Here is a 23,681-nt window from a genome sequence, read left to right as displayed (position 1 = left end):
CGTCCGCCCCTATGCCAACAACGTCAGGTATTGCTTGACCAACCCGGTGGACAGCAACGCCCAACCGTCGAGGGCGACAAACAGCACCAGTTTGATCGGCACCGAGATGATCACCGGGCTCATCATCATCATGCCCAGCGCCAGCAGGATGCTGGAGATCACCAGGTCGACGATCACGAACGGCAGGTACAGGTAAAAGCCGATCTTGAAGGCGCTTTTGATTTCACTCAGCGCATAGGCCGGCAGCAGCGAAAACAACGACGGCGCCAGGTCATCCTCGGCATACCGGTCGGCGTCGGCATCGACCTGGCCCGCCTGGGCACGCTCGAAGAACAGCGCCAGTTCCGGGTCGGTGTACCGACGCAGGTAATCCTTGTAGCTGCCCAGGCCGTTCTCGGCGAAATTCACCACCGACTCGAGGTCAGTAAAGGCCACCGCCTCGTGCTTGTAATAGTCATGGCCCTGCTTCATCACCGGGGTCATGACGAAGATCGCCAGCATCAGCGCGAGCGCATTCAGCGCCATGTTCGAAGGCACCTGCTGCAACCCCAGGGCGTTGCGCACGATGACGAAGACGATGGAGAACTTCAGGTAGCACGTGCCCGCCGCCACCAGGAACGGCAACAGCGAAGCGAACGCCAGCAGCGCGATCAGCGAAACGTCATTCATCGCGGCCGTCCCGATAGACCTTAAGCAGCTCGACGCCCAACTGCGCCTCCATTTGCACCAACTCCCCCACGGCCACGGGCCGGCCATTGGCGCGAATCTCGATGTGCCGCGCGGCATCGGCGGCCAGTGGGATCAGTTGCCCGTCGATGAACCGCGACAGTTGCGCCAAGTCGATGTCGTGGGTCGCGAGGACGAACTCCAGGCGCACCATCAGCCCGCTCGGATCAACGGATGGGCCAGGTGACGGGGGGATCGGTGGATCGGCATCGGCCACGCTCGGTTGCATATGTAAGCCCTCTTCGGTGAATGTGAAAACGCCCAGGCAACGGTTTGCCAGCAAACCGTGCTGAGTCCGCTCGGTGATGCGCAGGACATCGCCTTTGTGAAGGCGCCGAAGCCTTGCAGCGCGCAGCTCACTGACGCCCAACTGCAACAACAGGCGCATCGGCAATGACTTGAGCCAGGTGTCCGGCCCGAGGGGCTCGGTCACGCTGCCCGATGGCGGCAAGCGCGTGACCCACACGCGCCCGCGAGGCGTGTCCAACCAGGGCACGTCGTGCGTCGGAGACCACGCTCTTTCTACGCCTTCGATATCCGCCAGCCGGCTGTAGCACAGCTCATCCACCGCCAACGGCAAGGGCCGAGGCACCGCACGGAACAAAGCGACGATCCTCGACAACGGGCTCTGCCGCCCCACCCACGACGGCGAGGTCGGCAACGCTCGATGCAGCCAGTCATGGGCCAGGATCAGCCCGTGCCAGTCCCCGCCGTCGCCCTGCGCGCGAAACTGGATGAAGCCCGAGCGGTCGGGCACCCGGCCCAACCCAGCCGTCCGACCGGCCCGGCGCCAACGCTCGATCGCTTGCGTGCAGGCATGCAGGCGGGAATCGACCCGCCGCAGCTTCAAGGCCCTCACGCTGGATGTTCCGGCGCTTCGTCCTGATCGTCATCCGGCGTCTGCTGCGACCCCTGGCGCGGTTGTTCGCCGTCACTGTCGGTCAATCGCCAGGCCGGCTCCCGCGCCTGGGCGAAAGGCTCCTTGAGTTGCTCCAGGACCAGGGCATTGCTGGGGCTGAGCATCAGGCGAGCGGACTCGTCCGGCAGCCGATGGATCGTCACCTGGCCGCTGGCCGCACCGTTGTTGAACGGCACCTGCAGCAATCCCGGCGAGGTCATCCCCCCTGCGTCCGGCGCTGTCGGCATGACCACGGGAGCAAGCGGCGCCGGGATGGCGCCGGGCACAAGGCGCACAACCTGCGAGCTCGGTGCAGACGTGCGCAACGCTTGCTCGACAGCCGCGAACGGCTCGGCCGGCGCCGGCTCCATCGGTGCCGCCTGCATGGGTAGATTCGTGTACTCAACGGCCATTTCCAGCCGTGACGACACCGCCACTGACATCGCCTCGGACAACGGGCTCGCCTGTGGCAAAGGCTTCGCGGTCACGCTTCGCTCATGCACGACATCCCTCGCGACCGTGCCGCTCAGCGACGCGTCGCGGTGCTGGACGGCGTCGCCCTCCTGAACGATAGGCATCGCATGCCGGGCCAGCCCGCGACCGCTGTCCAGCTGGAGTGGGGGAAAACCCGGCAACGCCGCCAGTAGGTCCAGCACCCCCTGGGGCAAGTCCTCTTCCTGCACCGGGACGAGCATGTCCTGCCGCTCGTCCAGTCGCCCTTCGCCCACGGGCTCCAACGTCTGCACCGGCCGAGCGGGCGCCCCGACAATCTGATTCATCGCCTCATCCCCGTCATGTCTTCCTGCTCCCGTTCTTCCTGGCGTATCTGCGCCAGCCGTTGCCGGCGGCGTTGCTGCTCGACCGCACCCTGAAGCTGAAGGTGCTTGCGCTGCAACGAACGCAGGTACTCGCGCTGGGTTTGCACCTGTTGCTCAACCGCTCCGCACTGCTGGTCGACGCGGTCACGCTCGACCCGCAGCAGATCGATCCGTCGCCGGATGACGGCCTGGGTACGCAGCAGCGCCAACAGTTGCCCGTGATCCAGCACGCAGTCATTCGCGCGGTGGCTGGCCAACAGCTCAAGCAGCGCCGCCTCTTGCGTCTCGAAGCCGCGCCGTTCCTGCAACAACGGCTGCAATTGCAGCTGGGCGCGCAGCAGCGCGTGCTCACCGCGCTGTTGGCGCCACTGACTGAGGGCCAGCAGGCGGCGCCCATCAAGCGAGGATGTCATGCAGGCGGCGCAGGGTTTCATCGGGCTCGCAGCGCTCATCCGTGGGCTGGCGCAGCCACTGCTCAAGGGCGTCGCGGCATTGCATCGCACGGTCGTTGGCCTCATCCGCCCCTGGGCTGTACTCGCCCATGTCGACAAACACCTGCAACTGTTCGAGACGGGCCAGCGTGTCCCGGGCAGACGCGGCCAATTGCCGAGCCTGCGGCGTGGTGACTTGTGTCGCCACGCGGCTGACGCTGCGCAAGACGTCGATGGCCGGGTAATGCCCCTTGGCCGCCAACGCACGGCTGAGGTAGACGTGGCCGTCAAGGATCGAGCGAATCTCCTCGGCGATCGGGTCCGGTTCGTCATCGCTTTCCAGCAGCACCGTGTACCACGCGGTGATGCTGCCGCCAGCGGTCACGCCGGGGCGTTCCAGCAGGCGCGGCAAGGCATCGAACACCGAGGCCGGAAAACCGCGCCGCGCCGGCGCTTCACCGGCCGCCAGGGCCAGGTCGCGGCGCGCGCGGGCGTAGCGGGTCAGTGAATCGAGCAACAACACCACGCGCCGGCCCTGGTCACGAAAGTACTCGGCGATGGTGGTGGCCTGCAGCGCCGAGTTGCAACGATCCACCGAGGAAAAATCCGAGGTGGCGTACACCACCACGCAGCGCGAACGCTGGGGCGACTCGCGCAGGTGCGCGATGAACTCGGTCACCTCCCGCCCACGCTCGCCGATCAGGCCGATCACGAAGACCTCGGCATCGGTGTGCGCGATCAGCATGTTGATCAAGGTGGTCTTGCCGGACCCGGCGGCGGCAAAGACGCCGAGGCGCTGGCCGACGCCGCAGGTCAGCAAACCGTCAATAGCCCGAATGCCGGTGCGCAACGGCTCCGTCACCGGGCGCCGCTGCTGGTACGACGGTGGGTCGGCATCCACCGGGCAGTCCCGTTGCGCCAACGCTGTCGACGGTGCCAGGCGCTCGACGATGCGGCCCTGGGGATCGACCACGCTGCCGAGCAAGGCATCGCTGCAGGTCAATTGCAGGGTTGCGCCGGTGGGCACGATCATCGATTCCCGGGACAAGCCTTTCGCCTCGCCCAGCAGGCTGAGCAACACGGTGCCGGGCTTGAAGCCGATCACCTGCGCCCGGGCCGCCACCTCGGGCGAACGCCAGTGCCGACGCACTTCACAGATCTCGCCGACCACTACCTCTGTCAGCGCTGCTTCGATCAACGGACCGCGCAGGCGCAGGGGGTGGGCGGCGTGTCGTTCCAGGCGCAGGTTCATTGACGAAAGATTTCCCTACAGCGTTTTGATGACATTGACCGAAACGGTCTCGGAGATTTCGCCGAACGACATGACGTCCAGCTCCCGAAAGCGGCCCTCGATCAGTTTCTTGATGTAGCGCCGCACATCCACCGAGCACAGCAGCACCAGGTCCTTGTGGGCGATGTGCACGCTGTCCAGGCCGACGCTGAGGCGGTCCATCAGCTCTTCCGATTCGGCTGGCTCAAGGTTGAGGAAGCTGCCGCCCGAGGTTTGCCGGATGCCCCGGCGTATGCCCTCTTCGAACTCCGGCGACAACAACAGCACGCGCAAGTCGTTGCCCTGGGCAAACTTGTTGCTGATGTAGCGGGCCATGGCCCCGCGCACGTGCTCCACCAACGCCAGCACGTCCTTTTCCCGGGAGGCCCAGTGCGCGAGCGATTCAAGGACAAGCTTCATGTTGCGCACGGAAATGCGCTCGCCGATCAGGCGCTGCAGCACTTCGGCGATCTTCTGCACGGTGACGTGGCGATACACTTCCTTGAGCAGGTCGGGATAGCGGCTTTCCATTTCGTCGAGCAGTTGCTTGGTTTCCTGCACGCCGAAAAACTCGCGGATGTTGCGCGCCAGCAACGTGACCAGGCAGCGATAGCATTCCTCGTCCGCCGGACGCAGGTGATAGCCCAGTTGCTGCACCCGCTCGCGGTCAGCCGCGCCAACCCAGACCCCGCCCTGGCGATTGCTGTCGTTGCCGCGCACCAGGGCAAACCCCAGGGGCTCCAACTCGGGCGAATAGTCCAGCAGGCGCCAGTGGTCGAAATGAATGTCGAACTGTTCGGCGCGTACTTCGTTGATCAGCACCGCCACTTGATGCGCCGGCAGCGCCTCGCTGGCTCGCAATCGGGGTTCGGGAATGCGCAACCCGTAGTCGACGAAAAACTGGCTACGAAAGCGTGCGGCCCAACGCTGCTTTTCCAGCGTCGGCAGGCGTGCGGCGGGCACCAGCAGCATCAACGCGACGGTCTCCGTGGCGATGTTGTCGACGTCTTCGAGCAAGCCTGAATCGGCCTGTGGCACGTCCTGGCCGGCGGGTTCGCCACGCTGCTCGGCCGAGCCCTGGCGCCAGGTGTTGCGCTGGCGCACGAACACCACCAGCCCGAGCACGCTGGCGATTGCCAGGAAGGTCAGCAAGGGAAAGCCCGGCAACAGGCCGACGCCCACCGCCAGCAACGCGGTGACGCCGAGGACGAACGGGTTGCCGAGCATCTGGCTGAGCATGTTGCGACCCAGGTTGCTGTCGTCACCGTTGACCCGGGTGACGATGAACCCGGCGCCGATAGCGATCAGCAGCGCGGGAATCTGCGCCACCAGACCATCGCCGATGGTCAACAGGGTGTAGGTCGACAAGGCCATGGACATGTCCATGCCCAATTGCCCGACACCGATGGCCATGCCGCCGATGAAGTTGACGAAGATAATGATGATGCCGGCAATGGCGTCGCCCTTGATGAACTTCATCGCCCCGTCGAAGGAGCCGTACAACTGGCTCTCGCGCTCCAGCACGCTGCGTTTTTCCCGGGCCTGGGCGGCATCGATGGCGCCGGCCTTGAGGTCACCGTCGATGCTCATCTGCTTGCCCGGCATGCCATCCAGGGAGAAGCGCGCAGCCACTTCCGCGACCCGCTCCGAGCCCTTGGTGATGACGATGAACTGGACAATGGTGACGATGGAGAAAATCACGAAGCCCACCACCAGGCTTTCGCCGATCACGAAGTCACCGAACGAGGCGATGATCTCGCCGGCATCGGCCTGGCTCAGGATCAGCCGGCTGGTGCTGATCGACAACGCCAGGCGAAACAAAGTCGTCAGCAACAGCAGGGCCGGGAACGTCGAATAGCTGAGGATGCGCTCAATGTAGAACGAGCCCATGAACACCAGCAGCGAGATGACGATGTTCAGGCCGATCAGCGCGTCCACCAATACCGTGGGCAAGGGAATGATCAGCATGGCGATGATCATCACCATCAAGGTCAGGATCAGCAGCTCCGGACGCGCGCTGACGTTGCGCAAAAATACATTGAGCATTCAGGCCAGGCTCCGGGATGGCATCACGGGCAACCGCCGGCGCGGCGTTGCTCGATGCATTCATGGGCATAGGCGACATCGGCCAGGCGGGTGAACTGTTGCGCCAGGCGCTGTGGCGCGTCTGCATCGGCGAACAACGGCGGCGGCAAGCGCAGGCTGAGCCGGCGCACAGTCTGCAACAGCGCCGAACGGTCACGGTGGGAACTGAGCAGCACCGGCTCGCCCAAGGCGCCGAGCAGCCACTGGTCGAGGTCATCGGGGTAGGCCAGCACACCGAACAGGAACACCAGCCAGTCGGCCTCATCGGCGTTGTGCCGGCAGACGAGTGCATCGCCCAGCAGCGCATCGATGAACAGCACATCGGCCGAGCGCAGGTGCTTGAGGTCGGTCAGCCGCCCCAGCAGTTGACCGAACTCGGTGTGCGAGCAACTGGGGTCCTGGGCGCTGATGTCGGTGAGCAACGCGGCCTCGATGAAAGCCAGCACGTTCATGCGCTGCGACGGCCCGTACAGGGCGATCCAATCCTGGTAGGCATTGAGCGGGCCGTCGTCGGATTCGAGAAAGTCGCGGTAGGTTTCGCGCAACAAGCCGGCCCGCACCGCCATGCTCGCACCGAACATCCGCGCCTTGAGCGCCGCATTGATCCCGGCGTTCATGCGCTTGGGCGAGCCTTGGGCAACCACCGTCTGCAACAGCGTTTCGAGGCGCTGGCGGGTGAGGCTTTCCAGTTTGCGCCGGCGCAATAACGCACGCAGCACCAAAGCCAGGTCGCTGTCGTCGGGGAACAGTTGCCGGGCCAGGTCGAGCAGCCACGCCACCGGTTTGTCCGCCAGCCTCGCCAGGCTCAGCACCTGCCGCGCCTTGGGCACGGTGTCGTCCTCCAGCACGCGCTCGAAGGTGTCGGTCGGCGTTTCGGACTTGAGCTCGAACAAGCGCCGACCACGGAACTGGGTGAGCGCCGCCGACAGCTCGTCGCTGATCTGCACGATGCGCTGCGCCACCGCCGCCGTGGCGCTGTCGTCCGCGTCCGCCCAGGCGTCGGCCGGCGGCTGCGGATGCTCGGCAGCCTTCTCGCTGTTCAGGCGGGCCTGGGCGACGCGTCCCCCCATGGAAACCGGCGGCAGGATCATGGTTGCGACAGCCGGAAGTAAGAACGACGCAAGCGCTCATGCTGCTCCGGGGTCAGCAACGGGCCGCCCGGCTCGCTTGTGATGGGTTCAAGGGCCTGGCGAATTTCCTGAGGTTGGATCAGGAACACTCGCACGGTGTTGGCCGAACGGCTCTGACGATAGCTGAACAACCTGCCCAGCCATGGGATCGAGCCCAGCACCGGGACCCGGCCGATCTGCTCGCCGTGATCGTCACGGGTAAAGCCGCCCACCAGCAGGCTTTTGCCCTGGGGCACCCGCGCCACCGTGTTGATGCGGGTGCGGCCCACCGTCGGCAACGCACCCTGGCGCTCGTCCTGGGCCGGGCGCTCAACCTCGTTGCCGTCCTCGATGTTGAGCGACATCTCGATTTCGTCCGCCTGGGCGAAGCGCGGCAGTACGCTGACCAGGGTACCGTAGGTCACGTGTTGCAGGTCGACGCTGCGCTCTCCCACCAGCGGCGCATAGAAGGTGCGGTTGTTGTCGAAGATCGCCGGGACGTTTTCCTGGGTCAGGATCACCGGGCGCGACACGACGTTGGCCCGCTGGGTGCGTTCCAGTGCCAGCACGCGGGTGACGAACGACGCGCCGTCGAGGGTGGTCGCCGAGCCGGCATTGAGCGAGGCACTGAACGTACCGCCGGACTTCACCGCGCCTTGCCAGTTGATGCCCAGCTGATTGAGTTCGTCCTTGTGCAGGTCGATGATCCACAGCGACAGTTCGACGTGGCGTTTCGGCGTGTCCAGCGCGTTCACCAGGTTCTCGATAAAATGCACCTGTTCCGGCAGCCCCTTGACCAGCAGGCTGTTGGTGTCCGGGTAGGCCACCACGCGGATGTTGCCGGCGGCCACCTCCCGCGCAAGGATGCGCGGCGCGGTGGGGTCGTGTTCCGACGGCGTGTTCGCCAAGCCTTCGAGGGGAAACACCGGCATCATGCCGCGCGGCCGTTGCAACGGCGCCTGGGCCACCGCCGGTTCGACCTCATGCTGCTCGCCGCGCAACAACGCCTCGATCACGCTGGCCAGCCCCGGCAGCGTCACCTTGTCATCGCGCAACTCGTACTGGCGATCGCTGACAAAGGTATTGCGCACCTGGATCACGCCGATCTGCTGCTTGCCCAACAGCAGCTCCGAGCGCTGGTTGTCCATCAACTGTGCCGCCTGCAGCACCAGGTCGACATAAATCGGCGGCCCGGACACGTGAAAGGTGCGCAGGCCGTCATTGCGCAGCGGGTAACGCGTGTCGTGCAGCCCGGATTGCTTGAGGAACGCCAGCAGCTTGGCCACCGTCAGGGTCTGCAACGAGGCCATCGAGCTTTTGATTTCCGAGCCGTCATACAGGTAGATCGCCTGGCCGTCGCTATACCAGATCAGGCCCATCTGCGCACTGATGCGCTCGAACGTCTGCTGCGGCGTGCGCAAGTCGAAGGTGCCGCCAACCCGCTTGGCCGCCGCCACTTTGCTGACGATGACGGGCTTGCCCAACACGCCTGCCAGCTCGCTGAAAAACGTTCGCGCACTCTGCTCGCGCGCCTCGAAGCTGTAGACATCGGCCCGGGCCGCGAGGGGTGCGAGCAGCAGGAGCAAGGACAGGGACAACACGCGGCGGCTCATCGGCTCATTTGCCCGGCAGGTAGGTGATGTCGGCCAGGCTGCTGGGGGCGAACCCCACCAGCTCGCGCACTTCCTTGGAAAAATGCGAGGAAGAGGCAAAGCCGAACGCCAGGGCCACGTCGGTCAGCGAACCATTGCCCAGGCTCATGTCCAACAACGCCTGGGCCGTGCGCCACCCACGCAAGGCGGGCTTGGCCGCACTGCCCAGGGCCTGCCGGCAGAGCCGGCGAAAATGCGAGACCGACACCCCGTAGCGCTGCGCGAGGGTGTTGAGCTTTTCACTGCGGGTACCTTGCTCCAACAGGAAACGCACCAGCCCGTAGCTTTCATGCTGGCGCAACAGCTGGGCGACGGCGTGATAACCCGGGGTACCGCCCAGCGCCTGTTCGATGAACCAGCGTTCGAGCCGCGCCTGGGACCGGACGACGTCATCCGCCACCGGCAACACCGCCCACGGCGCGGCCTCGGCTCTTTTCGCGGCGAAGGCATCGCTCATGTCGAAGAACGCCTGCAACTTCACCAGCGGCGCCGCGCTGACCGGCAGCACCTGTAACTCGCCGCCGGAAAACCGTAACGGGTCGCGCAGCACCACCAGCCCTTGCCAGCCGCTCGGCAGCGCTTGGCAATGCCCGCACCGGGCGTTGCTCAGCGCCACCGTGCCCTGGACGACCCGCAGGTGCACCACCCGCTCGCGCGGGTCAGTCAATGCCGTGGAGCGAGATGATGTGTCCTGCACCGGTGTCTCCTCTGCAACGTGGCGAATGGAAGAAGCGACAGGATGGAAGGCGCGGCGCCTGAAATCTTGATGGAAAGGTGATGAGCACCGCGATGGCATATGCCTTGCACCCTTTTCGCTCATCAGTGCCCATGCCCTCGTCGGGATGAGTGCCACACGGTTTTGAGGACAAGGGCGCCGTCATCCAGCCGGATGACGGCGCTTTCATGTTGAAGGTGATGCACGATGAATGAAGTTCCAGCCAACCCCCTGGCCTGGGTCAACGGCAGCGATGCCCCGGAAAAGAGCGCGGTCAATCTTGGCTTCATGGCCCTGAGCGACTGCGCCCCACTGGTGGTGGCCGCCACCCAGGGTTTCGCCCAGCCCTACGGGCTGACCCTGAACCTCAAGCGCCAGGCATCCTGGGCCAACCTGCGGGACAAGCTGGTCAGTGGTCAGATCGATGCCGCCCACAGCTTGTATGGCCTGGTCTATGCGGTGCACCTGGGCATCGGCGGTGTCGCGCCGACCGATATGGCCGTGCTGATGGGGCTGAACCAGAACGGCCAGAGCATCAACCTGTCCCACGGCTTGCAGGCCCAAGGTGTGACCAGTCCTGAGGCACTGGAACGGCATGTGCACCAATCTCGCCCGAAACTGACCTTCGCCCAGACTTTCCCCACCGGCACCCATGCCATGTGGCTCTATTACTGGCTGGCGGCCCAGGGCATCCATCCCTTGACCGACGTCGACAGCGTGGTGGTGCCGCCACCGCAGATGGTCGCGCACTTACAGGCCGGGCGGATCGACGGTTTCTGCGTCGGCGAACCCTGGTGCGCCAGCGCGGTGAAACAGAACCTGGGCTTCACCCTGGCGACCACCCAGACCATCTGGCCCGATCACCCGGAAAAGGTCCTGGGTTGCACCCGCGCGTTCGTCGAGCAGTACCCCAACACCGCCCGGGCCCTGATAATGGCGATTCTCGAGGCCAGCCGCTTCATCGAGCAGAACAGCGAGAACCGCCGCAGCACCGCGCAACTGTTAAGTGCGCCGCAATACCTCGACGCCCCGCTGGACTGCATCGAACCGCGGCTGCTGGGGATCTATGCCGATGGCCTGGGCCACAGCTGGCAGGATCCCCACGCCATGCGCTTCCATGGCGGCGGCGAGGTGAACCTGCCGTACCTGTCCGACGGCATGTGGTTCATGACCCAGTTTCGTCGCTGGGGCTTGCTGCGCCAAGACCCGGACTACCTGGACGTGGCGCGGCAAGTCCAGCAACTCACGCTGTACCGTGAAGCCTGCGCGGCGCTGGACATCCCCGCCCCGCTGCCGGACATGCGCAGCAGCCTGTTGATCGACGGCACCACCTGGGACGGCACGGACCCGGCCGGGTATGCCAAAAGCTTCAAGCTGCACGCCTTGAGCGATGCCGCCGCCCTTTTCGCCAGTCGCTGACAGGAGCCTTCCACATGCTGCGTATCCTGCTGATCAATGACACCGCGAAAAAAGTCGGGCGCCTGAAAGCGGCCCTGATTGAAGCCGGGTTCGAGGTGATCGACGAATCCGGCCTGACCATCGATTTGCCCGCACGCGTCGAAACGGTGCGTCCGGACGTGATTCTGATCGATACCGAGTCACCCGGACGCGATGTGATGGAGCAAGTGGTGCTGGTCAGTCGCGACCAGCCACGACCGATCGTCATGTTCACCGACGAGCACGACCCTGATGTGATGCGCCAGGCCATCAAGTCGGGGGTCAGCGCCTACATCGTCGAAGGCATCCACGCCGCGCGCCTGCAACCGATCCTCGACGTGGCCATGGCCCGCTTCGAAAGCGACCAGGCCCTGCGCGCCCAACTGCTGGCCCGCGACCAGCAACTGGCCGAACGCAAGCGCATCGAACTGGCCAAGGGCATGCTGATGAAGATGAAGGATTGCAACGAAGAACAGGCCTACACCCTGATGCGCCGCCAGGCCATGAGCCGCCAGCAGAAGCTGATCCAGGTGGCCGAGCAGATCATTGCCATGAACGAACTGCTCGGCTGAACGCCCCGCGGCGCCTGGCCCGACGCCTTCGCGAGCAAGCTCGCTCCCACATGGGCTCTAGGGTGAACACTGCCTTTGTGAACACCCCAAGTCACCTGTGGGAGCGGGCTTTAGGGTGAACACTGCCTTTGTGAGCCCCCCCAAGTTACCTGTGGGAGCGAGCTTGCTCGCGATAGCCCTCACAGGTTGGCACAGATCTCGCTTAAGCAACCTCACAGGTAACCAACGGCGGTTGCCCCACCTACGACAAAGACGTCGCACACCCTTTTCGCCTGGCTTGGCGACTCGGGTTGCGGCGTTTTTTTGCTTTGGCCCCAACGTCCGGGGTCGGTGGGGGTCGCCGTTGTGGCGCACCACCTCGAAGCACTGACTCATTTTCGAGACTTTAACCGCTGAGGTGCGCGATGAATTCAAGCTTCTGGAAATCCGGCCACACCCCGACCCTGTTCGCGGCCTTCCTGTATTTCGACCTGAGTTTCATGGTCTGGTACCTGCTCGGCCCACTGGCGGTGCAGATATCTGCCGACCTGCACCTGACCACCCAGCAACGCGGCCTGATGGTCGCCACGCCGATCCTGGCCGGCGCGGTGCTGCGCCTGTTCATGGGCCTTCTGGCCGACCGGATTTCGCCAAAGACCGCCGGCATGGTGGGTCAGGTGATCGTGATCAGCGCATTGTTCTGCGCCTGGAAGCTGGGCATCCACAGCTATGAACAAGCCCTGCTGCTGGGCCTGTTCCTGGGGGTGGCCGGGGCTTCGTTCGCCGTGGCCCTGCCGTTGGCCTCGCAGTGGTATCCGCCCCAGCACCAAGGCAAGGCGATGGGCATCGCCGGTGCCGGTAACTCGGGCACCGTGCTCGCCGCGTTGATCGCGCCGATCATGGCCGTGACGTTCGGTTGGACCAACGTGTTCGGTTTCGCCCTCATCCCCCTGGTGCTGACCCTGGTCCTCTTCGCCTGGCTGGCCAAGAACGCTCCCGAGCGCCCCAAAGCCAAATCCATGGCCGATTACCTCAAGGCCCTGGGCGACCGTGACAGCTGGTGGTTCATGTTCTTCTACAGCGTGACCTTCGGCGGCTTCATCGGCCTGGCCAGCGCCCTGCCCGGCTACTTCAACGACCAGTATGGCCTGAGCCCGGTAACGGCCGGCTACTACACCGCCGCCTGCGTCTTTGGCGGCAGCCTGATGCGGCCCTTGGGCGGCGCCCTGGCCGACCGTTTCGGCGGCATCCGCACCTTGCTGGGCATGTACACCGTCGCGGCCATCTGCATTGCCGCGGTGGGCTTCAACCTGCCGAACTCCTACGCCGCCCTGGCCCTGTTCGTCTGCACCATGCTCGGCCTGGGCGCAGGCAACGGCGCGGTGTTCCAACTGGTGCCGCAACGCTTCCGTCGCGAGATCGGCGTGATGACCGGGCTGATCGGCATGGCCGGCGGCATCGGCGGTTTCGCCCTGGCGGCGGGCATGGGTGCGATCAAGCAGAGCACCGGCAGCTACCAGATGGCGCTGTGGTTGTTCGCCAGTCTCGGCGTCCTGGCCTGGTTCGGCCTGTACGGCGTCAAGCGTCGCTGGAGAACCACCTGGGGTTCGGCCGCCGTCACCGCCGCCCGGGTGTAAGCCAACCCCATGAGCCTGCAACTGAGTTTTGCCGAAGCCAGCGCCATCGGCCCACGGGACGAAAACCAGGACGCCCTGCGCCTGGTCACCCCGGCCCCGGCCCTGGCCGCCAGCAAGGGCTACCTGTTCGCCATCGCCGACGGCGTGAGCCAATGCGCCGACGGCGGGCTGGCGGCCCGGTCGACCTTGCAGGCGCTGGCTCTGGACTATTACGCCACGCCACAAACCTGGGGCGTGGCCCAGGCACTGGATCGCCTGCTGCTGGCGCAGAATCGCTGGCTGCAAGCCAACGGTGGCGGGCAACCGCTGCTCACCACCGTCAGCGCGCTGGTCCTGCGGGGCCGTCGCTTCACCCTCGCCCATGTCGGCGATTGCCGGGTCTACCGCTGGCACGCCGATCATCTGCATCGCATCAGCGAAGACCACGTCTGGGACCAACAGGGCATGCAACATGTGCTCAAGCGAGCGTTGGGGCTGGATCAACACCTGGTGCTGGATTTCCTCGATGGCGAACTGCGCCCCGACGAAACTTTCGTCCTGCTCAGCGACGGCGTCTGGGCCGCCCTGGGGGACACGGCCATCGCCGGCGTCCTGCGCGACCAACCGGACCTCGATCGCGCAGCGCAGACCCTGGTCAACGCCGCGCACCTGGCCGGCAGCCAGGACAACGCCAGCGCCTTGCTGGTGCGCGTCGACGCCTTGGGCGAAGCGAGCATCGGCGACGCGCTGATCCAGTTGCAGCAATGGCCCCTGCCCCCAGCGCTGAAAGCAGGCCAGGCCTTCGAGGGGTGGCAGGTCGAAGCTTTGCTCGGTCAAAGCCAGCAATCACTGCTCTACCGGGTGCACGACGGCCAGGGCCAGCCATGGCTGTTGAAAACCCTGCCCGGCCAGCTCCGGGACGACAGTCGGGCCGGGCAAGCGCTGCTCTCCGAGGAATGGTTTCTCAGGCGGGTCGCCGGTCGACAATTTCCGGAAGTCCATGGCGTGCCCCAGCGCCAGCACCTGTATTACGTGATGCGCGAATACCCCGGCGCGACCCTGGCCGAGCTGTTCGACCAGGGCGGCCCGTTGCCACTGGCACAATGGCTGGACCTGGCGCAACGGCTGGTGCGCGCGGTGGGGCTCCTGCATCGACGACAGATCTACCACCGTGACATCAAGCCGGAAAACCTGCACCTGGGGGACGATGGCGAATTGCGCCTGCTGGATTTCGGGCTGGCCTACTGCCCGGGGCTGTCCGAAGACCAGGCCAACGTCTTGCCCGGAACGCCCAGCTACATCGCCCCGGAAGCCTTCGCCGGCCACGCGCCGACCGCTCGGCAAGACCTGTACGCCGTGGGCGTGACCCTGTACTTCCTGCTGACCGGCCACTACCCCTATGGCGAGATCGAGGCGTTCCAGCGGCCGCGCTTTGGCGTGCCGGTCAGTGCCCACCGTTATCGACCGGACCTGGCCGAATGGCTCGGGCAAAGTCTGGAGCGCGCCGTGGCGGCAGACCCGGACGAGCGCTTCGAAACCGCCGAGGAATGGCTGCTGTTGCTGGAACAGGGCGAACGTCGCAGCTTGAGCGTAAGGCCCCGGCCACTGTTGGAACGCGAGCCGCTGAAGGTCTGGCGCACGTTGGCGCTGGTGTCTCTGGTGGTGAACATCGTGCTGCTGTTCCTGGTATTTCACAGCTGAGATCCTGTGGGAGCGGGCTTGCCCGCGAAGGCGTCAGCACCTTCAGCATGGATGTTGACTGACGCACCGCTTTCGCGGGCAAGCCCGCTCCCACAATGGATCCGATGCAGGAGCAAAGCTTGCGCCGCGATGCGCCAGCCTCAACGCTCCATTACCGGGCAATACGCTTTGATTCGGTGCAATAAATCCCGCCATTGCGCGCCCGACCAGCGGCCCGCCCAATAAATCCACACCCTCGGCCCACTTGGCACAACCACTGCATAACCCCTGGCAACAGACATAAGGCAACGCCTCCAACGATGAGGGCGGTGCCTCCCGAGAGAACGGGACCAGGACAAAGGCGTCCTCGCTAGCTTGCTAGCGGGACGCCTTTTTTGTTTTCGAAAAAATGGCCGAGTCAGCCCGATCGCCGTGATGAAACGGGCATGAGCTCGCGGAGAACCCTGATGAAAAAACTCAAACTGGTGATGATCGGCAACGGTATGGCCGGGGTTCGGACCCTTGAAGAATTGCTCAAGCTGAGCAACGAGCTGTACGACATCACGGTGTTCGGCGCCGAGCCCCACACCAACTACAACCGTATCCTGCTGTCGCCGGTGCTGGCCGGCGAGCAGACGTTCGAAGAGATCGTGCTCAACGACCTGAGCTGGTACCAGGACAATCACATCAACCTGCTGCTCAACCGCAAGGTGGTGCAGATCGATCGGGTCAAGCGCCGGGTCATCGCCCAGGACGGCACCGAGGCCGAGTACGATCGCCTGCTGATCGCCACCGGTTCCACGCCGTTCATCCTGCCGATCCCTGGCCACACGCTCGAAGGCGTCATCGGCTACCGCGACATCGCCGACACCCAGGCCATGATCGACACCGCCAAGACCCACAAGCACGCCGTGGTGATCGGCGGCGGCCTGCTGGGCCTTGAAGCCGCCAACGGCTTGAAGCTGCGGGGCATGGACGTGACCGTGGTGCACCTCGGTGACTGGCTGCTGGAGCGGCAACTGGACAAGACCAGCGGCCAATTGCTGCAAAGCGCGCTGCAGGAGCGTGGCCTGACCTTTCGCCTCAACGAGCAGACCCAGGCCCTGCACGACGCCGGCAACGGCCGGGTCGGCTCGGTCCAGTTCAAGAACGGCGACATCATCCCCGCCGACCTGGTGGTGATGGCTGCCGGCATCCGCCCCAACACCGAGCTGGCGGAAAAGTCCGGCATTCCGTGCAGCCGCGGGATCCTGGTCAACGACACGATGCAGACCTACGACCCGCGCATCTATGCCATCGGCGAATGCGCCAACCATCGCGGCACGGCCTATGGCCTGGTGGCCCCGCTGTTCGAACAGGCCAAGGTCTGCGCCAACCACCTTGCGCAACTGGGCTTTGCCACCTACAAGGGTTCGGTGACCTCGACCAAGCTCAAGGTCACCGGCATCGACCTGTTTTCCGCCGGGGACTTCATGGGCGGCGAAGGCACCGAGACCATCACCCTCTCCGACCCGATTGGCGGCGTCTACAAGAAGCTGGTGATCAAGGACGACGTGCTGGTCGGCGCCTGCCTGTACGGCGATACGGCGGATGGCGGCTGGTATTTCCGCCAGATCCGTGAAAACGCCGGGATCAGCGAAATCCGCGATCACCTCATGTTCGGTGAAAACGCCTTGGGCGATGTCGGCCACCAGGGCCAGGACAAAGCCATGAGCATGGCCGACAGCGCCGAAGTCTGCGGCTGTAACGGTGTGTGCAAGGGCACCATCGTCAAGGCGATCCAGGAACACGGGCTGTTCAGCGTCGATGACGTGAAAAAACACACCAAGGCCGCCAGTTCCTGCGGCTCCTGCGCCGGCCTGGTAGAGCAGATCCTGATCAACACCGTGGGCGGTGCGGCGGACGTCAAGCCGAAAAGCGAGAAAGCCATCTGCGGCTGCAGCGACCTCAACCACGGCCAGATCCGCCAGGCGATCCGCGACGAACACCTGCTGACCATCGCCGGCACCATGAGCTACCTGAACTGGCGCACCCCCAACGGCTGCGCCACCTGCCGCCCGGCCCTGAACTACTACCTGATCTCCACCTGGCCCGGCGAAGCCCAGGACGACCCACAGTCGCGCCTGATCAACGAACGCGCCCACGCCAACATCCAGAAAGACGGCACCTACTCGGTCGTGCCGCGGATGTGGGGCGGCGTGACCACGCCGGCGGAGTTGCGCCGCATCGCCGACGTCGCCGATAAATACAGCGTGCCCATGGTCAAGGTCACCGGCGGGCAACGCATCGACTTGCTGGGCATCAAGAAGCACGACCTGCCGGGCGTCTGGAAAGACCTCGACATGCCGTCCGGCCACGCCTACGGCAAGTCCATCCGCACCGTGAAGACCTGCGTGGGCAGCGAGTTCTGCCGCTTTGGCACGCAGAACTCCACCCAGCTGGGCATTGAACTGGAGCACGACCTGTTCAACATGTGGTCGCCACACAAGGTGAAGCTGGCGGTCTCGGGCTGCCCACGCAATTGTTCGGAGGCGGGCATCAAGGACGTCGGCATCATCGGCGTCGACTCCGGCTGGGAGATGTACATCGGTGGCAACGGCGGGATCAAGACCGAAGTCGCCGAGTTCTTCGTCAAACTCAAAACCGCCGAAGAAGTCCGCGAATACAACGGCGCGTTCCTGCAGCTGTACCGCGAAGAAGCCTTCTACCTCGAACGCACCGTGCACTACATGCAGCGGGTCGGCATGGAGCACATCAAGAAAGCCGTGCTGGAAGACCCGGCCCGCCGCAAAGCGCTGCATGAACGCCTGAAATTTTCCCTGGCCCTGGAACAGGACCCATGGAAACAGCGCCTGGAACAACCCCAGCTGAAAAAAGAGTTCGAAGTCATCCCCGTGAAGAACCTGGAGGTGCCGGCATGAACTGGCTGGATATCTGCGCATTGGAAGAGATCAACGCCCTGGGCTCACGCATCATCCAGGGCCCGAAAGGCGATATCGCGATTTTTCGTACCAGCGACGATGAAGTCTTCGCACTCGACGACCGTTGCCCGCACAAAGGGGGGCCGTTGTCCCAGGGCCTGATCTACGGCAAACGCGTGGCTTGCCCATTGCACAACTGGCAGATCGACCTGCAAAGCGGTGAGGCCCAGGCGCCGGATGTGGGCTGCGCCCATCATCATTCGGCCCGTGTCGAAAACGGCCGGGTCCTGCTGGCGCTACGGGACGCAAGCTGATGAGCCACCAAACCACTGCCTCGACCTGCTGTTACTGCGGGGTCGGTTGCGGCGTGCTGATCGACCATGACGACGAGCGCATTCTCGGCGTCAGTGGCGACCCCACCCACCCGGCCAATTTCGGCAAACTGTGCAGCAAGGGCTCGACCCTGCACCTGACCGGCGACCTCGCCGCCCGCGCCCTGTACCCCGAGCTGCGCCTGGGCAAGGGCCTGGCCCGCGCCCGTACCGACTGGGACAGCGCCCTGGAGCATGCCGCCAGCGTCTTCGCGGCCACTATTGCCGAGCACGGCCCCGACAGCGTGGCGTTCTACATTTCCGGCCAGTTGCTGACCGAGGACTACTACGCGTTCAACAAACTCGCCCGGGCCTTGGTCGGCACCAACAACATCGACAGCAATTCGCGCCTGTGCATGTCTTCGGCCGTGGTCGGCTACAAGCGCAGCCTCGGTGCCGACGCCCCGCCCTGCAACTATGAAGACCTGGCACTGAGCGATTGCGTGATGATCGTCGGCAGCAACATGGCCTACGCGCATCCGATCCTGTTTCGTCGCCTCGAAGAAGCCAAGTCCCGCCGTCCGCAGATGAAAATCATCGTCATCGACCCTCGGCGCACCGACACCTGCGACCTGGCTGACCTGCACCTGGCGATCCTGCCGGGAACCGACGTCGCCTTGTTCCACGGGATTTTGCACCTGTTGCTGTGGGAAGACTGGGTCGACCGCGATTTCATCAAGGCCCACACCGAAGGCCTGGCTGAATTGAAGAACCTGGTGCGCGACTACACCCCGGCCATGGTCGCCCAGGTGTGCGGCATCAGTGTCGAACAACTGCACCAGTGCGCCGAATGGGTCGGCACCGCGCCGAGTTTCCTGTCGCTGTGGTGCATGGGCTTGAACCAGTCCACCGCCGGCAGTGCGAAGAACAGCGCGTTGATCAATCTGCACTTGGCCACCGGGCAAATCGGCCGTCCGGGCGCGGGGCCGTTCTCGCTGACCGGCCAGCCCAACGCTATGGGCGGACGGGAAACCGGCAGCCTGTCGAACCTGTTGCCCGGTCATCGGGAAGCCAACAACCCGGAACACCGCGATGAGGTCGCCCGCTACTGGGGCGTCGAGCAGTTGCCGGCCAACCCGGGCCTGAGCGCCATCGAGTTGTTCGACGAAGTGCGCAGCGGCAAGATCAAGGCCTTGTGGATCGCCTGCACCAACCCGGCCCAATCGATGCCGGACCAGACGGCGGTACGGCACGCGCTGCAAGCCTGTCCGTTCGTGGTGTTGCAGGAAGCGTTCCGCACCACCGAGACCGCCGCCTTCGCCGACCTGCTGCTGCCCGCGGCCAGCTGGGGCGAGAAAGAGGGTTCGGTGACCAACTCCGAACGGCGTATTTCCCACGTTCGCCGGGCGGTCAACGCGCCCGGTGAAGCACGGCCGGACTGGGCGATTACCGTGGACTTCGCCCAGCGCCTGGAACAACGCCTGCGGCCGGGCCAGCCCAGCTTGTTCGACTTTGCCAGCCCGGCCCAGGTGTTCGACGAATACAAACACCTGACCCGCGGGCGCGACCTCGATCTGTCCGGCATCAGCCATGCCCTGATCGATGAACTCGGCCCCCAGCAATGGCCCTTCCCGGAAGGCGCCACGACCGGCACCGCGCGCCTGTACGAAGACGGGATCTTTCCCACCGACAGCGGGCGCGCGCGATTTGTCGCCGAACCGTATCGTGCCGCCAGGGAGCTGCGCGACGCACGCTACCCCTTGACCCTGAACACCGGGCGGCTGCGCGATCAATGGCACGGCATGAGCCGCACCGGCACCGCCGCACAATTGTTCGGTCATGTGAATGAAGCCGTCCTCAGCCTGCACCCTGACGAACTGCAGCGCCATCGCTTGCAGGCCGGCGACCTGGTCAGCCTGAAAAGCCGGCGCGGCGCGGTGGTCGTGGCCGTGGACAGCGACGAAAGCGTGCGTCCCGGCCAGGCGTTCCTGCCCATGCACTGGGGTGACCGGTTCCTCAAGGGTGGGGTCAACCGCCTGACCCAACCGGCCTTCGACCCGTTGTCGAAACAGCCGGAACTCAAGCACAGCGGCGTACGCCTGGAACCGGTGAACCTGCCTTGGCAGTTGTTCACATTGATCGAGGGCGATGTTCAACGGCATCTGGAGATGCTTCGACCGCTCTGTGAGGCGTTTGCCTACGTCAGCCTCAGCCTAACCGGCCGTGAACGCCCGGCGCTGGTGATTCGCGCGGCCAGCGCCGCAGCGCCCGATCCCGAACTGCTGCAGGCCATCGACGAGCAACTGGGGCTGATCGACGGCCCGGTGCTGGCCTACGACGATCCGCGTCGTGCCATCGGCAAACGGGTGCGGATCGAGAACGGTCGCATCACCGCCATCCGCCTGGCCGGCGAAACCCTCGCCCGGCACTGGTTGCAGAATCTGTGGCAGGAAGGTCGCAGCGATGAACAACTGCGCCGCTGGCTGCTGGCGCCATTGAGCGCTCCGCCAGGCAATGTCGGCGCGGCGGTGGGTGGCGGTAGCGGCGGCAAGACACTGTGCAACTGCTTGAACGTCAGCCAGCGCGCGATCTGCGCCGGCATCGAACGCGGCCTGGACTTGCAGGGGCTGAAAAAGGAATTGGGCTGTGGCACGCAATGCGGTTCCTGCGTACCGGAAATCAAGCGCCTGCTGGTTGCCTCGGCGCAACCGATGGCCGCTCTCTCGTGAGGAAAACACTATGAACGCAAAAGTCTGGCTGGTGGGTGCAGGTCCTGGCGACCCTGAGTTGCTGACCCTCAAGGCCGTGCGCGCGCTGCGCGAGGCCGACGTGGTGTTGATCGATGACCTGGTCAACGAGGCGGTGCTGGAACATTGTCCCGGTGCCCGCGTCATCGCCGTCGGCAAACGCGGTGGCTGCCGCTCCACCCCCCAGGCGTTCATCCATCGACTGATGCTGCGCTATGCCCGCCAGGGCAAATGCGTGGTACGCCTCAAGGGCGGCGATCCGTGCATCTTTGGCCGTGGCGGTGAAGAAGCACAGTGGCTGCAGGCGCAAGGTGTCGAAGTGGAGTTGGTCAATGGCATCACGGCGGGCCTGGCCGGGGCCACCCGCTGTGACATCCCGCTGACCCTGCGCGGCGTCGCCCGGGGCGTGACCCTGGTGACCGCCCACACCCAGGACGGCAGCAGCCTGAACTGGCAGGCACTGGCGCAAAGCGGCACGACCCTGGTGGTGTACATGGGCGTGGCAAAGCTGAGCGAGATCCGCGAGCAGTTGCTGGCCGGTGGCCTGGCGGCAAACACGCCCGTGGCCATGATCGAAAACGCCTCCCTGCCCCACCAGCGTGATTGCCGCAGCGACCTGGCCTCGATGGAAGCCGATGCCAGCGCCTTCCAGCTCAAGAGCCCGGCGATCCTGGTGATCGGTGCGGTGGCCGGTGCTGCCGAACTCACCGCATCACAGCCTGCGTGGGTTCAGGCTTCGGCGCTGTAACAAACAACACCTAGCCTAATGTGGGAGCGAGCTTGCTCGCGATAGCATCGGGTCAGCAGCATCAATACTGGCTGACACACCGCTATCGCGAGCAAGCTCGCTCCCACAGGTTTTGTGTTTAACCAACTGTTTTGCGGCAACGCCCCCCTCATTTTCATAAATCCCAGGCAAAGAAAAGCCCGGCCTAAGCCGGGCTCTTCCAAAGCTGTGGGCTAATTACTTAGCTTGGGCTTCAACCTGCGCTTCTACGCGACGGTTAACAGCACGACCAGCTTCAGTGGCGTTGTCAGCAACTGGGCGGGATTCGCCGTAGCCAACGGACTGAACACGGGACGATTCAACACCGTACTGGTTGGTCAGAACTTGCTTGACGGCGTTTGCACGACGCTCAGACAGTTTCTGGTTGTAAGCGTCAGGACCGACGGAGTCAGTGTGACCTTCAACAGTAGTGGTGGTGGATGGGTACTGCTTCATGAAGTCAGCCAGGTTCTTGATGTCGCCGTAGCTGTTAGGCTTGACGACCGACTTGTCGAAGTCGAACTTGACGTCCAGCTCAACGCGTACAACTTCAGCAACGGCTGGGCAGCCGTCAGCGTCAACAGTGACGTTGGCAGGGGTGTCTGGGCACTTGTCGACGTTGTCGCACACGCCGTCGTTGTCGCTGTCGGAGCAGACTTCAGCCGGAGCTGGAACTGGAGCAGCAGCAGGCTTGGAGCCGCCACCGAAGTTCACACCGATACCAACGCTTGGCGCCCACTCGGTGTCGCCTTGGTCGATGTTGTATTGAGCTTCAACGCCAGCACGGGCGTAGAAGTTCTCGGTGAAGTACAGCTTGGCGCCGCCACCAACGTTGGCGAAGGTAGAACGGTTACGACCGTTGCTGCCATTCTGGTCGATGCTCTGGTCGGAGAAACCGGCCGAGACGTAAGGACGCAGCATGTCGCCTGGGTTGTTGAAGTGGTACAGAGCGTCCAGGGCAGTGTTGGCGCCCTTGACGTTGGTGCCGTCGTCGGTACGTGCGTTGTGCACTTCGTCGTAGGCCAGACGCAGTTCAACGTCGTCGGTCAGGAAGTAACCGATCGAACCGCCGAACAGGTTGCCGTTGTTCTTGAAGTTACGAGCGCTGTCGAATTGTTCTTTCTTGGCGAAGCCTTCGATTTCAACTGCGCCTTGGCCTTGTGCCAGAGCGCCGAACGAAGTGGCAGCAATCAAAGAACCAATGGCAAAGCCCAAGGTGTTTTTCAGTTTCATCCGTTAAATCCCCATCTGGTGATTGTGAAGCAGTCCCGCAAACCGGGGGACAACTCGGCGGCAAGTCTATCAGAACTTGCCTACACGTAAGAGATATTTGCGCCGAACTAAGTTTCAGCAATGCCTGCAAATTTCTCACGCAATTTGTCAAGAGCGCGCTTGTAACGCATTTTTGTCGCGCTCAAACCCATGTGCATTATGTCTGCGATCTCCTGGAACTCCAGCTCTGCGACAAATCGTAGCACCAGAATTTCCCGATCAATCGGGTTTACATGGACCAACCAGCGATCGAGTCCACCCTTCTCCTCGGGTTTGGGCGCCTTTTCCTCAGACGCTTCTTCAAGAGGGTCCAGGCTCAGAGCGTCCATCAAGCGACGCTTTCGCCGTTCCTTACGGTACTGCGTGATGCATTCGTTGTAGGTGATGCTGTAGAGCCAGGTCTTGAACTTCGATTTCCCCTCGAAGTTCTTCAACCCATACAGCACCTTCAACATCACCTCCTGACAGACATCGTCAGCATCGCGATCGTTCCCCAGGTACCGTGCACAAACGTTAAATAATGTCCTCTGGTAGCGGCGCATCAACTCTTCATAGGCGCGCGTTACGTGGAACAGCTCCGTATGCGCGCGGGCAACCAACTCCTCATCGGAGAGATCACGGGGGTCGTAGCGCGTGGACAGCGATTGGGGTTTGTTCAAAACAGGTCGGGCCGACA

Annotated in this window: 19 protein-coding genes; 8 read left to right on the top strand and 11 right to left on the bottom strand. The window is 64.2% G+C overall.

Annotation, left to right across the window (positions count from 1 at the left end):
• Window positions 1-9: 9 nt before the first annotated feature.
• Genes V3H56_RS08840 through V3H56_RS08800 form a run of 9 tightly spaced genes read right to left on the bottom strand, consistent with a single transcriptional unit; the run spans window position 10 to window position 9,686 of the window.
• Window positions 10-669 carry an EscR/YscR/HrcR family type III secretion system export apparatus protein gene (locus tag V3H56_RS08840; RefSeq protein WP_338474480.1) on the bottom strand — a complete coding sequence of 220 codons (660 nt, stop codon included), beginning with the start codon at window positions 667-669 and terminating at the stop codon, window positions 10-12.
• Window positions 662-1,585, bottom strand: coding sequence for a FliM/FliN family flagellar motor switch protein (locus tag V3H56_RS08835; protein WP_338474479.1), 924 nt, complete (start codon window positions 1,583-1,585; stop codon window positions 662-664). The genes V3H56_RS08840 and V3H56_RS08835 overlap by 8 nt, the downstream gene beginning before the upstream one ends.
• Window positions 1,582-2,403: a type III secretion effector protein gene (locus V3H56_RS08830; RefSeq protein WP_338474478.1), complete on the bottom strand. Its 822-nt coding sequence runs from the start codon at window positions 2,401-2,403 to the stop codon at window positions 1,582-1,584. The genes V3H56_RS08835 and V3H56_RS08830 overlap by 4 nt, the downstream gene beginning before the upstream one ends.
• A complete protein-coding gene (locus tag V3H56_RS08825; RefSeq protein WP_338474477.1) occupies window positions 2,400-2,855 on the bottom strand; it encodes a type III secretion protein in 456 nt (151 codons plus the stop codon). The genes V3H56_RS08830 and V3H56_RS08825 overlap by 4 nt, the downstream gene beginning before the upstream one ends.
• Window positions 2,839-4,125, bottom strand: a complete 1,287-nt coding sequence (gene sctN, locus V3H56_RS08820; protein ID WP_338474476.1) for a type III secretion system ATPase SctN — start codon at window positions 4,123-4,125, stop codon at window positions 2,839-2,841. The genes V3H56_RS08825 and sctN overlap by 17 nt, the downstream gene beginning before the upstream one ends.
• Window positions 4,126-4,140: 15 nt before the next feature.
• Complete coding sequence (locus tag V3H56_RS08815; protein WP_338474475.1) at window positions 4,141-6,189, bottom strand: EscV/YscV/HrcV family type III secretion system export apparatus protein; 2,049 nt, start codon at window positions 6,187-6,189, stop codon at window positions 4,141-4,143.
• A 23-nt stretch (window positions 6,190-6,212) separates the two neighbouring features.
• Window positions 6,213-7,319, bottom strand: coding sequence for a type III secretion system gatekeeper subunit SctW (gene sctW, locus V3H56_RS08810; RefSeq protein WP_338474474.1), 1,107 nt, complete (start codon window positions 7,317-7,319; stop codon window positions 6,213-6,215).
• The gene (sctC, locus tag V3H56_RS08805) at window positions 7,316-8,950 is read right to left on the bottom strand and encodes a type III secretion system outer membrane ring subunit SctC (RefSeq protein ID WP_338474473.1); all 1,635 of its coding nucleotides are present in this window, start codon (window positions 8,948-8,950) and stop codon (window positions 7,316-7,318) included. The genes sctW and sctC overlap by 4 nt, the downstream gene beginning before the upstream one ends.
• A gap of 4 nt (window positions 8,951-8,954) precedes the next feature.
• The gene (locus V3H56_RS08800; RefSeq protein ID WP_338474472.1) at window positions 8,955-9,686 is read right to left on the bottom strand and encodes a helix-turn-helix domain-containing protein; all 732 of its coding nucleotides are present in this window, start codon (window positions 9,684-9,686) and stop codon (window positions 8,955-8,957) included.
• Between the two features lie 225 nt (window positions 9,687-9,911).
• Here V3H56_RS08800 and V3H56_RS08795 point away from each other — a divergent pair, with 225 nt between their 5' ends.
• The 8 genes from V3H56_RS08795 to cobA all read left to right on the top strand — a co-directional run bounded on the left by V3H56_RS08795 (window position 9,912) and on the right by cobA (window position 21,715).
• Window positions 9,912-11,123: a CmpA/NrtA family ABC transporter substrate-binding protein gene (locus tag V3H56_RS08795; protein ID WP_338474471.1), complete on the top strand. Its 1,212-nt coding sequence runs from the start codon at window positions 9,912-9,914 to the stop codon at window positions 11,121-11,123.
• 14 nt (window positions 11,124-11,137) lie between these two features.
• On the top strand, window positions 11,138-11,713 hold the full coding sequence (locus V3H56_RS08790) for an ANTAR domain-containing protein (protein ID WP_047737436.1): 576 nt from the start codon (window positions 11,138-11,140) through the stop codon (window positions 11,711-11,713).
• Between the two features lie 404 nt (window positions 11,714-12,117).
• A complete protein-coding gene (locus tag V3H56_RS08785) occupies window positions 12,118-13,329 on the top strand; it encodes a nitrate/nitrite transporter (protein WP_338474470.1) in 1,212 nt (403 codons plus the stop codon).
• A gap of 9 nt (window positions 13,330-13,338) precedes the next feature.
• Window positions 13,339-15,009 (top strand): bifunctional protein-serine/threonine kinase/phosphatase, encoded by a 1,671-nt coding sequence (locus V3H56_RS08780; RefSeq protein ID WP_338474469.1) that lies wholly within the window; start codon window positions 13,339-13,341, stop codon window positions 15,007-15,009.
• Window positions 15,010-15,455: 446 nt separating this feature from the next.
• Window positions 15,456-17,909 carry a nitrite reductase large subunit NirB gene (gene nirB / locus V3H56_RS08775; RefSeq protein WP_042729588.1) on the top strand — a complete coding sequence of 818 codons (2,454 nt, stop codon included), beginning with the start codon at window positions 15,456-15,458 and terminating at the stop codon, window positions 17,907-17,909.
• On the top strand, window positions 17,906-18,223 hold the full coding sequence (nirD, locus tag V3H56_RS08770) for a nitrite reductase small subunit NirD (protein ID WP_042729587.1): 318 nt from the start codon (window positions 17,906-17,908) through the stop codon (window positions 18,221-18,223). Before nirB ends, nirD begins: the two co-directional genes overlap by 4 nt.
• On the top strand, window positions 18,223-20,949 hold the full coding sequence (locus V3H56_RS08765; protein ID WP_338474468.1) for a molybdopterin-dependent oxidoreductase: 2,727 nt from the start codon (window positions 18,223-18,225) through the stop codon (window positions 20,947-20,949). Before nirD ends, V3H56_RS08765 begins: the two co-directional genes overlap by 1 nt.
• A 10-nt stretch (window positions 20,950-20,959) precedes the next feature.
• Window positions 20,960-21,715, top strand: coding sequence for a uroporphyrinogen-III C-methyltransferase (cobA, locus tag V3H56_RS08760; protein ID WP_042729585.1), 756 nt, complete (start codon window positions 20,960-20,962; stop codon window positions 21,713-21,715).
• Between the two features lie 216 nt (window positions 21,716-21,931).
• Here cobA and V3H56_RS08755 read toward each other — a convergent pair whose 3' ends face one another.
• Window positions 21,932-22,966, bottom strand: a complete 1,035-nt coding sequence (locus tag V3H56_RS08755) for an OmpA family protein (RefSeq protein WP_042729584.1) — start codon at window positions 22,964-22,966, stop codon at window positions 21,932-21,934.
• Between the two features lie 107 nt (window positions 22,967-23,073).
• Window positions 23,074-23,664 (bottom strand): RNA polymerase sigma factor SigX, encoded by a 591-nt coding sequence (gene sigX / locus V3H56_RS08750; RefSeq protein ID WP_042729583.1) that lies wholly within the window; start codon window positions 23,662-23,664, stop codon window positions 23,074-23,076.
• Window positions 23,665-23,681: the final 17 nt, after the last annotated feature.

This window comes from Pseudomonas sp. MS646 (assembly GCF_036693845.1).
Lineage (GTDB): Bacteria > Pseudomonadota > Gammaproteobacteria > Pseudomonadales > Pseudomonadaceae > Aquipseudomonas > Aquipseudomonas chlororaphis_E.
This window is presented reverse-complemented; position numbering and strand designations above follow the sequence as displayed.

Excerpts from the sequence above, each read along its gene's own strand:
- V3H56_RS08840 (WP_338474480.1), bottom strand. The coding sequence starts at position 669 with ATGAATGACGTTTCGCTGATCGCGCTGCTGGCGTTCGCTTCGCTGTTG.
- V3H56_RS08830 (WP_338474478.1), bottom strand. The coding sequence starts at position 2,403 with ATGAATCAGATTGTCGGGGCGCCCGCTCGGCCGGTGCAGACGTTGGAG.
- V3H56_RS08825 (WP_338474477.1), bottom strand. The coding sequence starts at position 2,855 with ATGACATCCTCGCTTGATGGGCGCCGCCTGCTGGCCCTCAGTCAGTGG.
- sctN (WP_338474476.1), bottom strand. The coding sequence starts at position 4,125 with ATGAACCTGCGCCTGGAACGACACGCCGCCCACCCCCTGCGCCTGCGC.
- V3H56_RS08815 (WP_338474475.1), bottom strand. The coding sequence starts at position 6,189 with ATGCTCAATGTATTTTTGCGCAACGTCAGCGCGCGTCCGGAGCTGCTG.
- sctW (WP_338474474.1), bottom strand. The coding sequence starts at position 7,319 with ATGATCCTGCCGCCGGTTTCCATGGGGGGACGCGTCGCCCAGGCCCGC.
- sctC (WP_338474473.1), bottom strand. The coding sequence starts at position 8,950 with ATGAGCCGCCGCGTGTTGTCCCTGTCCTTGCTCCTGCTGCTCGCACCC.
- V3H56_RS08795 (WP_338474471.1), top strand. The coding sequence starts at position 9,912 with ATGAATGAAGTTCCAGCCAACCCCCTGGCCTGGGTCAACGGCAGCGAT.
- V3H56_RS08790 (WP_047737436.1), top strand. The coding sequence starts at position 11,138 with ATGCTGCGTATCCTGCTGATCAATGACACCGCGAAAAAAGTCGGGCGC.
- V3H56_RS08785 (WP_338474470.1), top strand. The coding sequence starts at position 12,118 with ATGAATTCAAGCTTCTGGAAATCCGGCCACACCCCGACCCTGTTCGCG.
- V3H56_RS08780 (WP_338474469.1), top strand. The coding sequence starts at position 13,339 with ATGAGCCTGCAACTGAGTTTTGCCGAAGCCAGCGCCATCGGCCCACGG.
- nirB (WP_042729588.1), top strand. The coding sequence starts at position 15,456 with ATGAAAAAACTCAAACTGGTGATGATCGGCAACGGTATGGCCGGGGTT.
- nirD (WP_042729587.1), top strand. The coding sequence starts at position 17,906 with ATGAACTGGCTGGATATCTGCGCATTGGAAGAGATCAACGCCCTGGGC.
- V3H56_RS08765 (WP_338474468.1), top strand. The coding sequence starts at position 18,223 with ATGAGCCACCAAACCACTGCCTCGACCTGCTGTTACTGCGGGGTCGGT.
- cobA (WP_042729585.1), top strand. The coding sequence starts at position 20,960 with ATGAACGCAAAAGTCTGGCTGGTGGGTGCAGGTCCTGGCGACCCTGAG.
- V3H56_RS08755 (WP_042729584.1), bottom strand. The coding sequence starts at position 22,966 with ATGAAACTGAAAAACACCTTGGGCTTTGCCATTGGTTCTTTGATTGCT.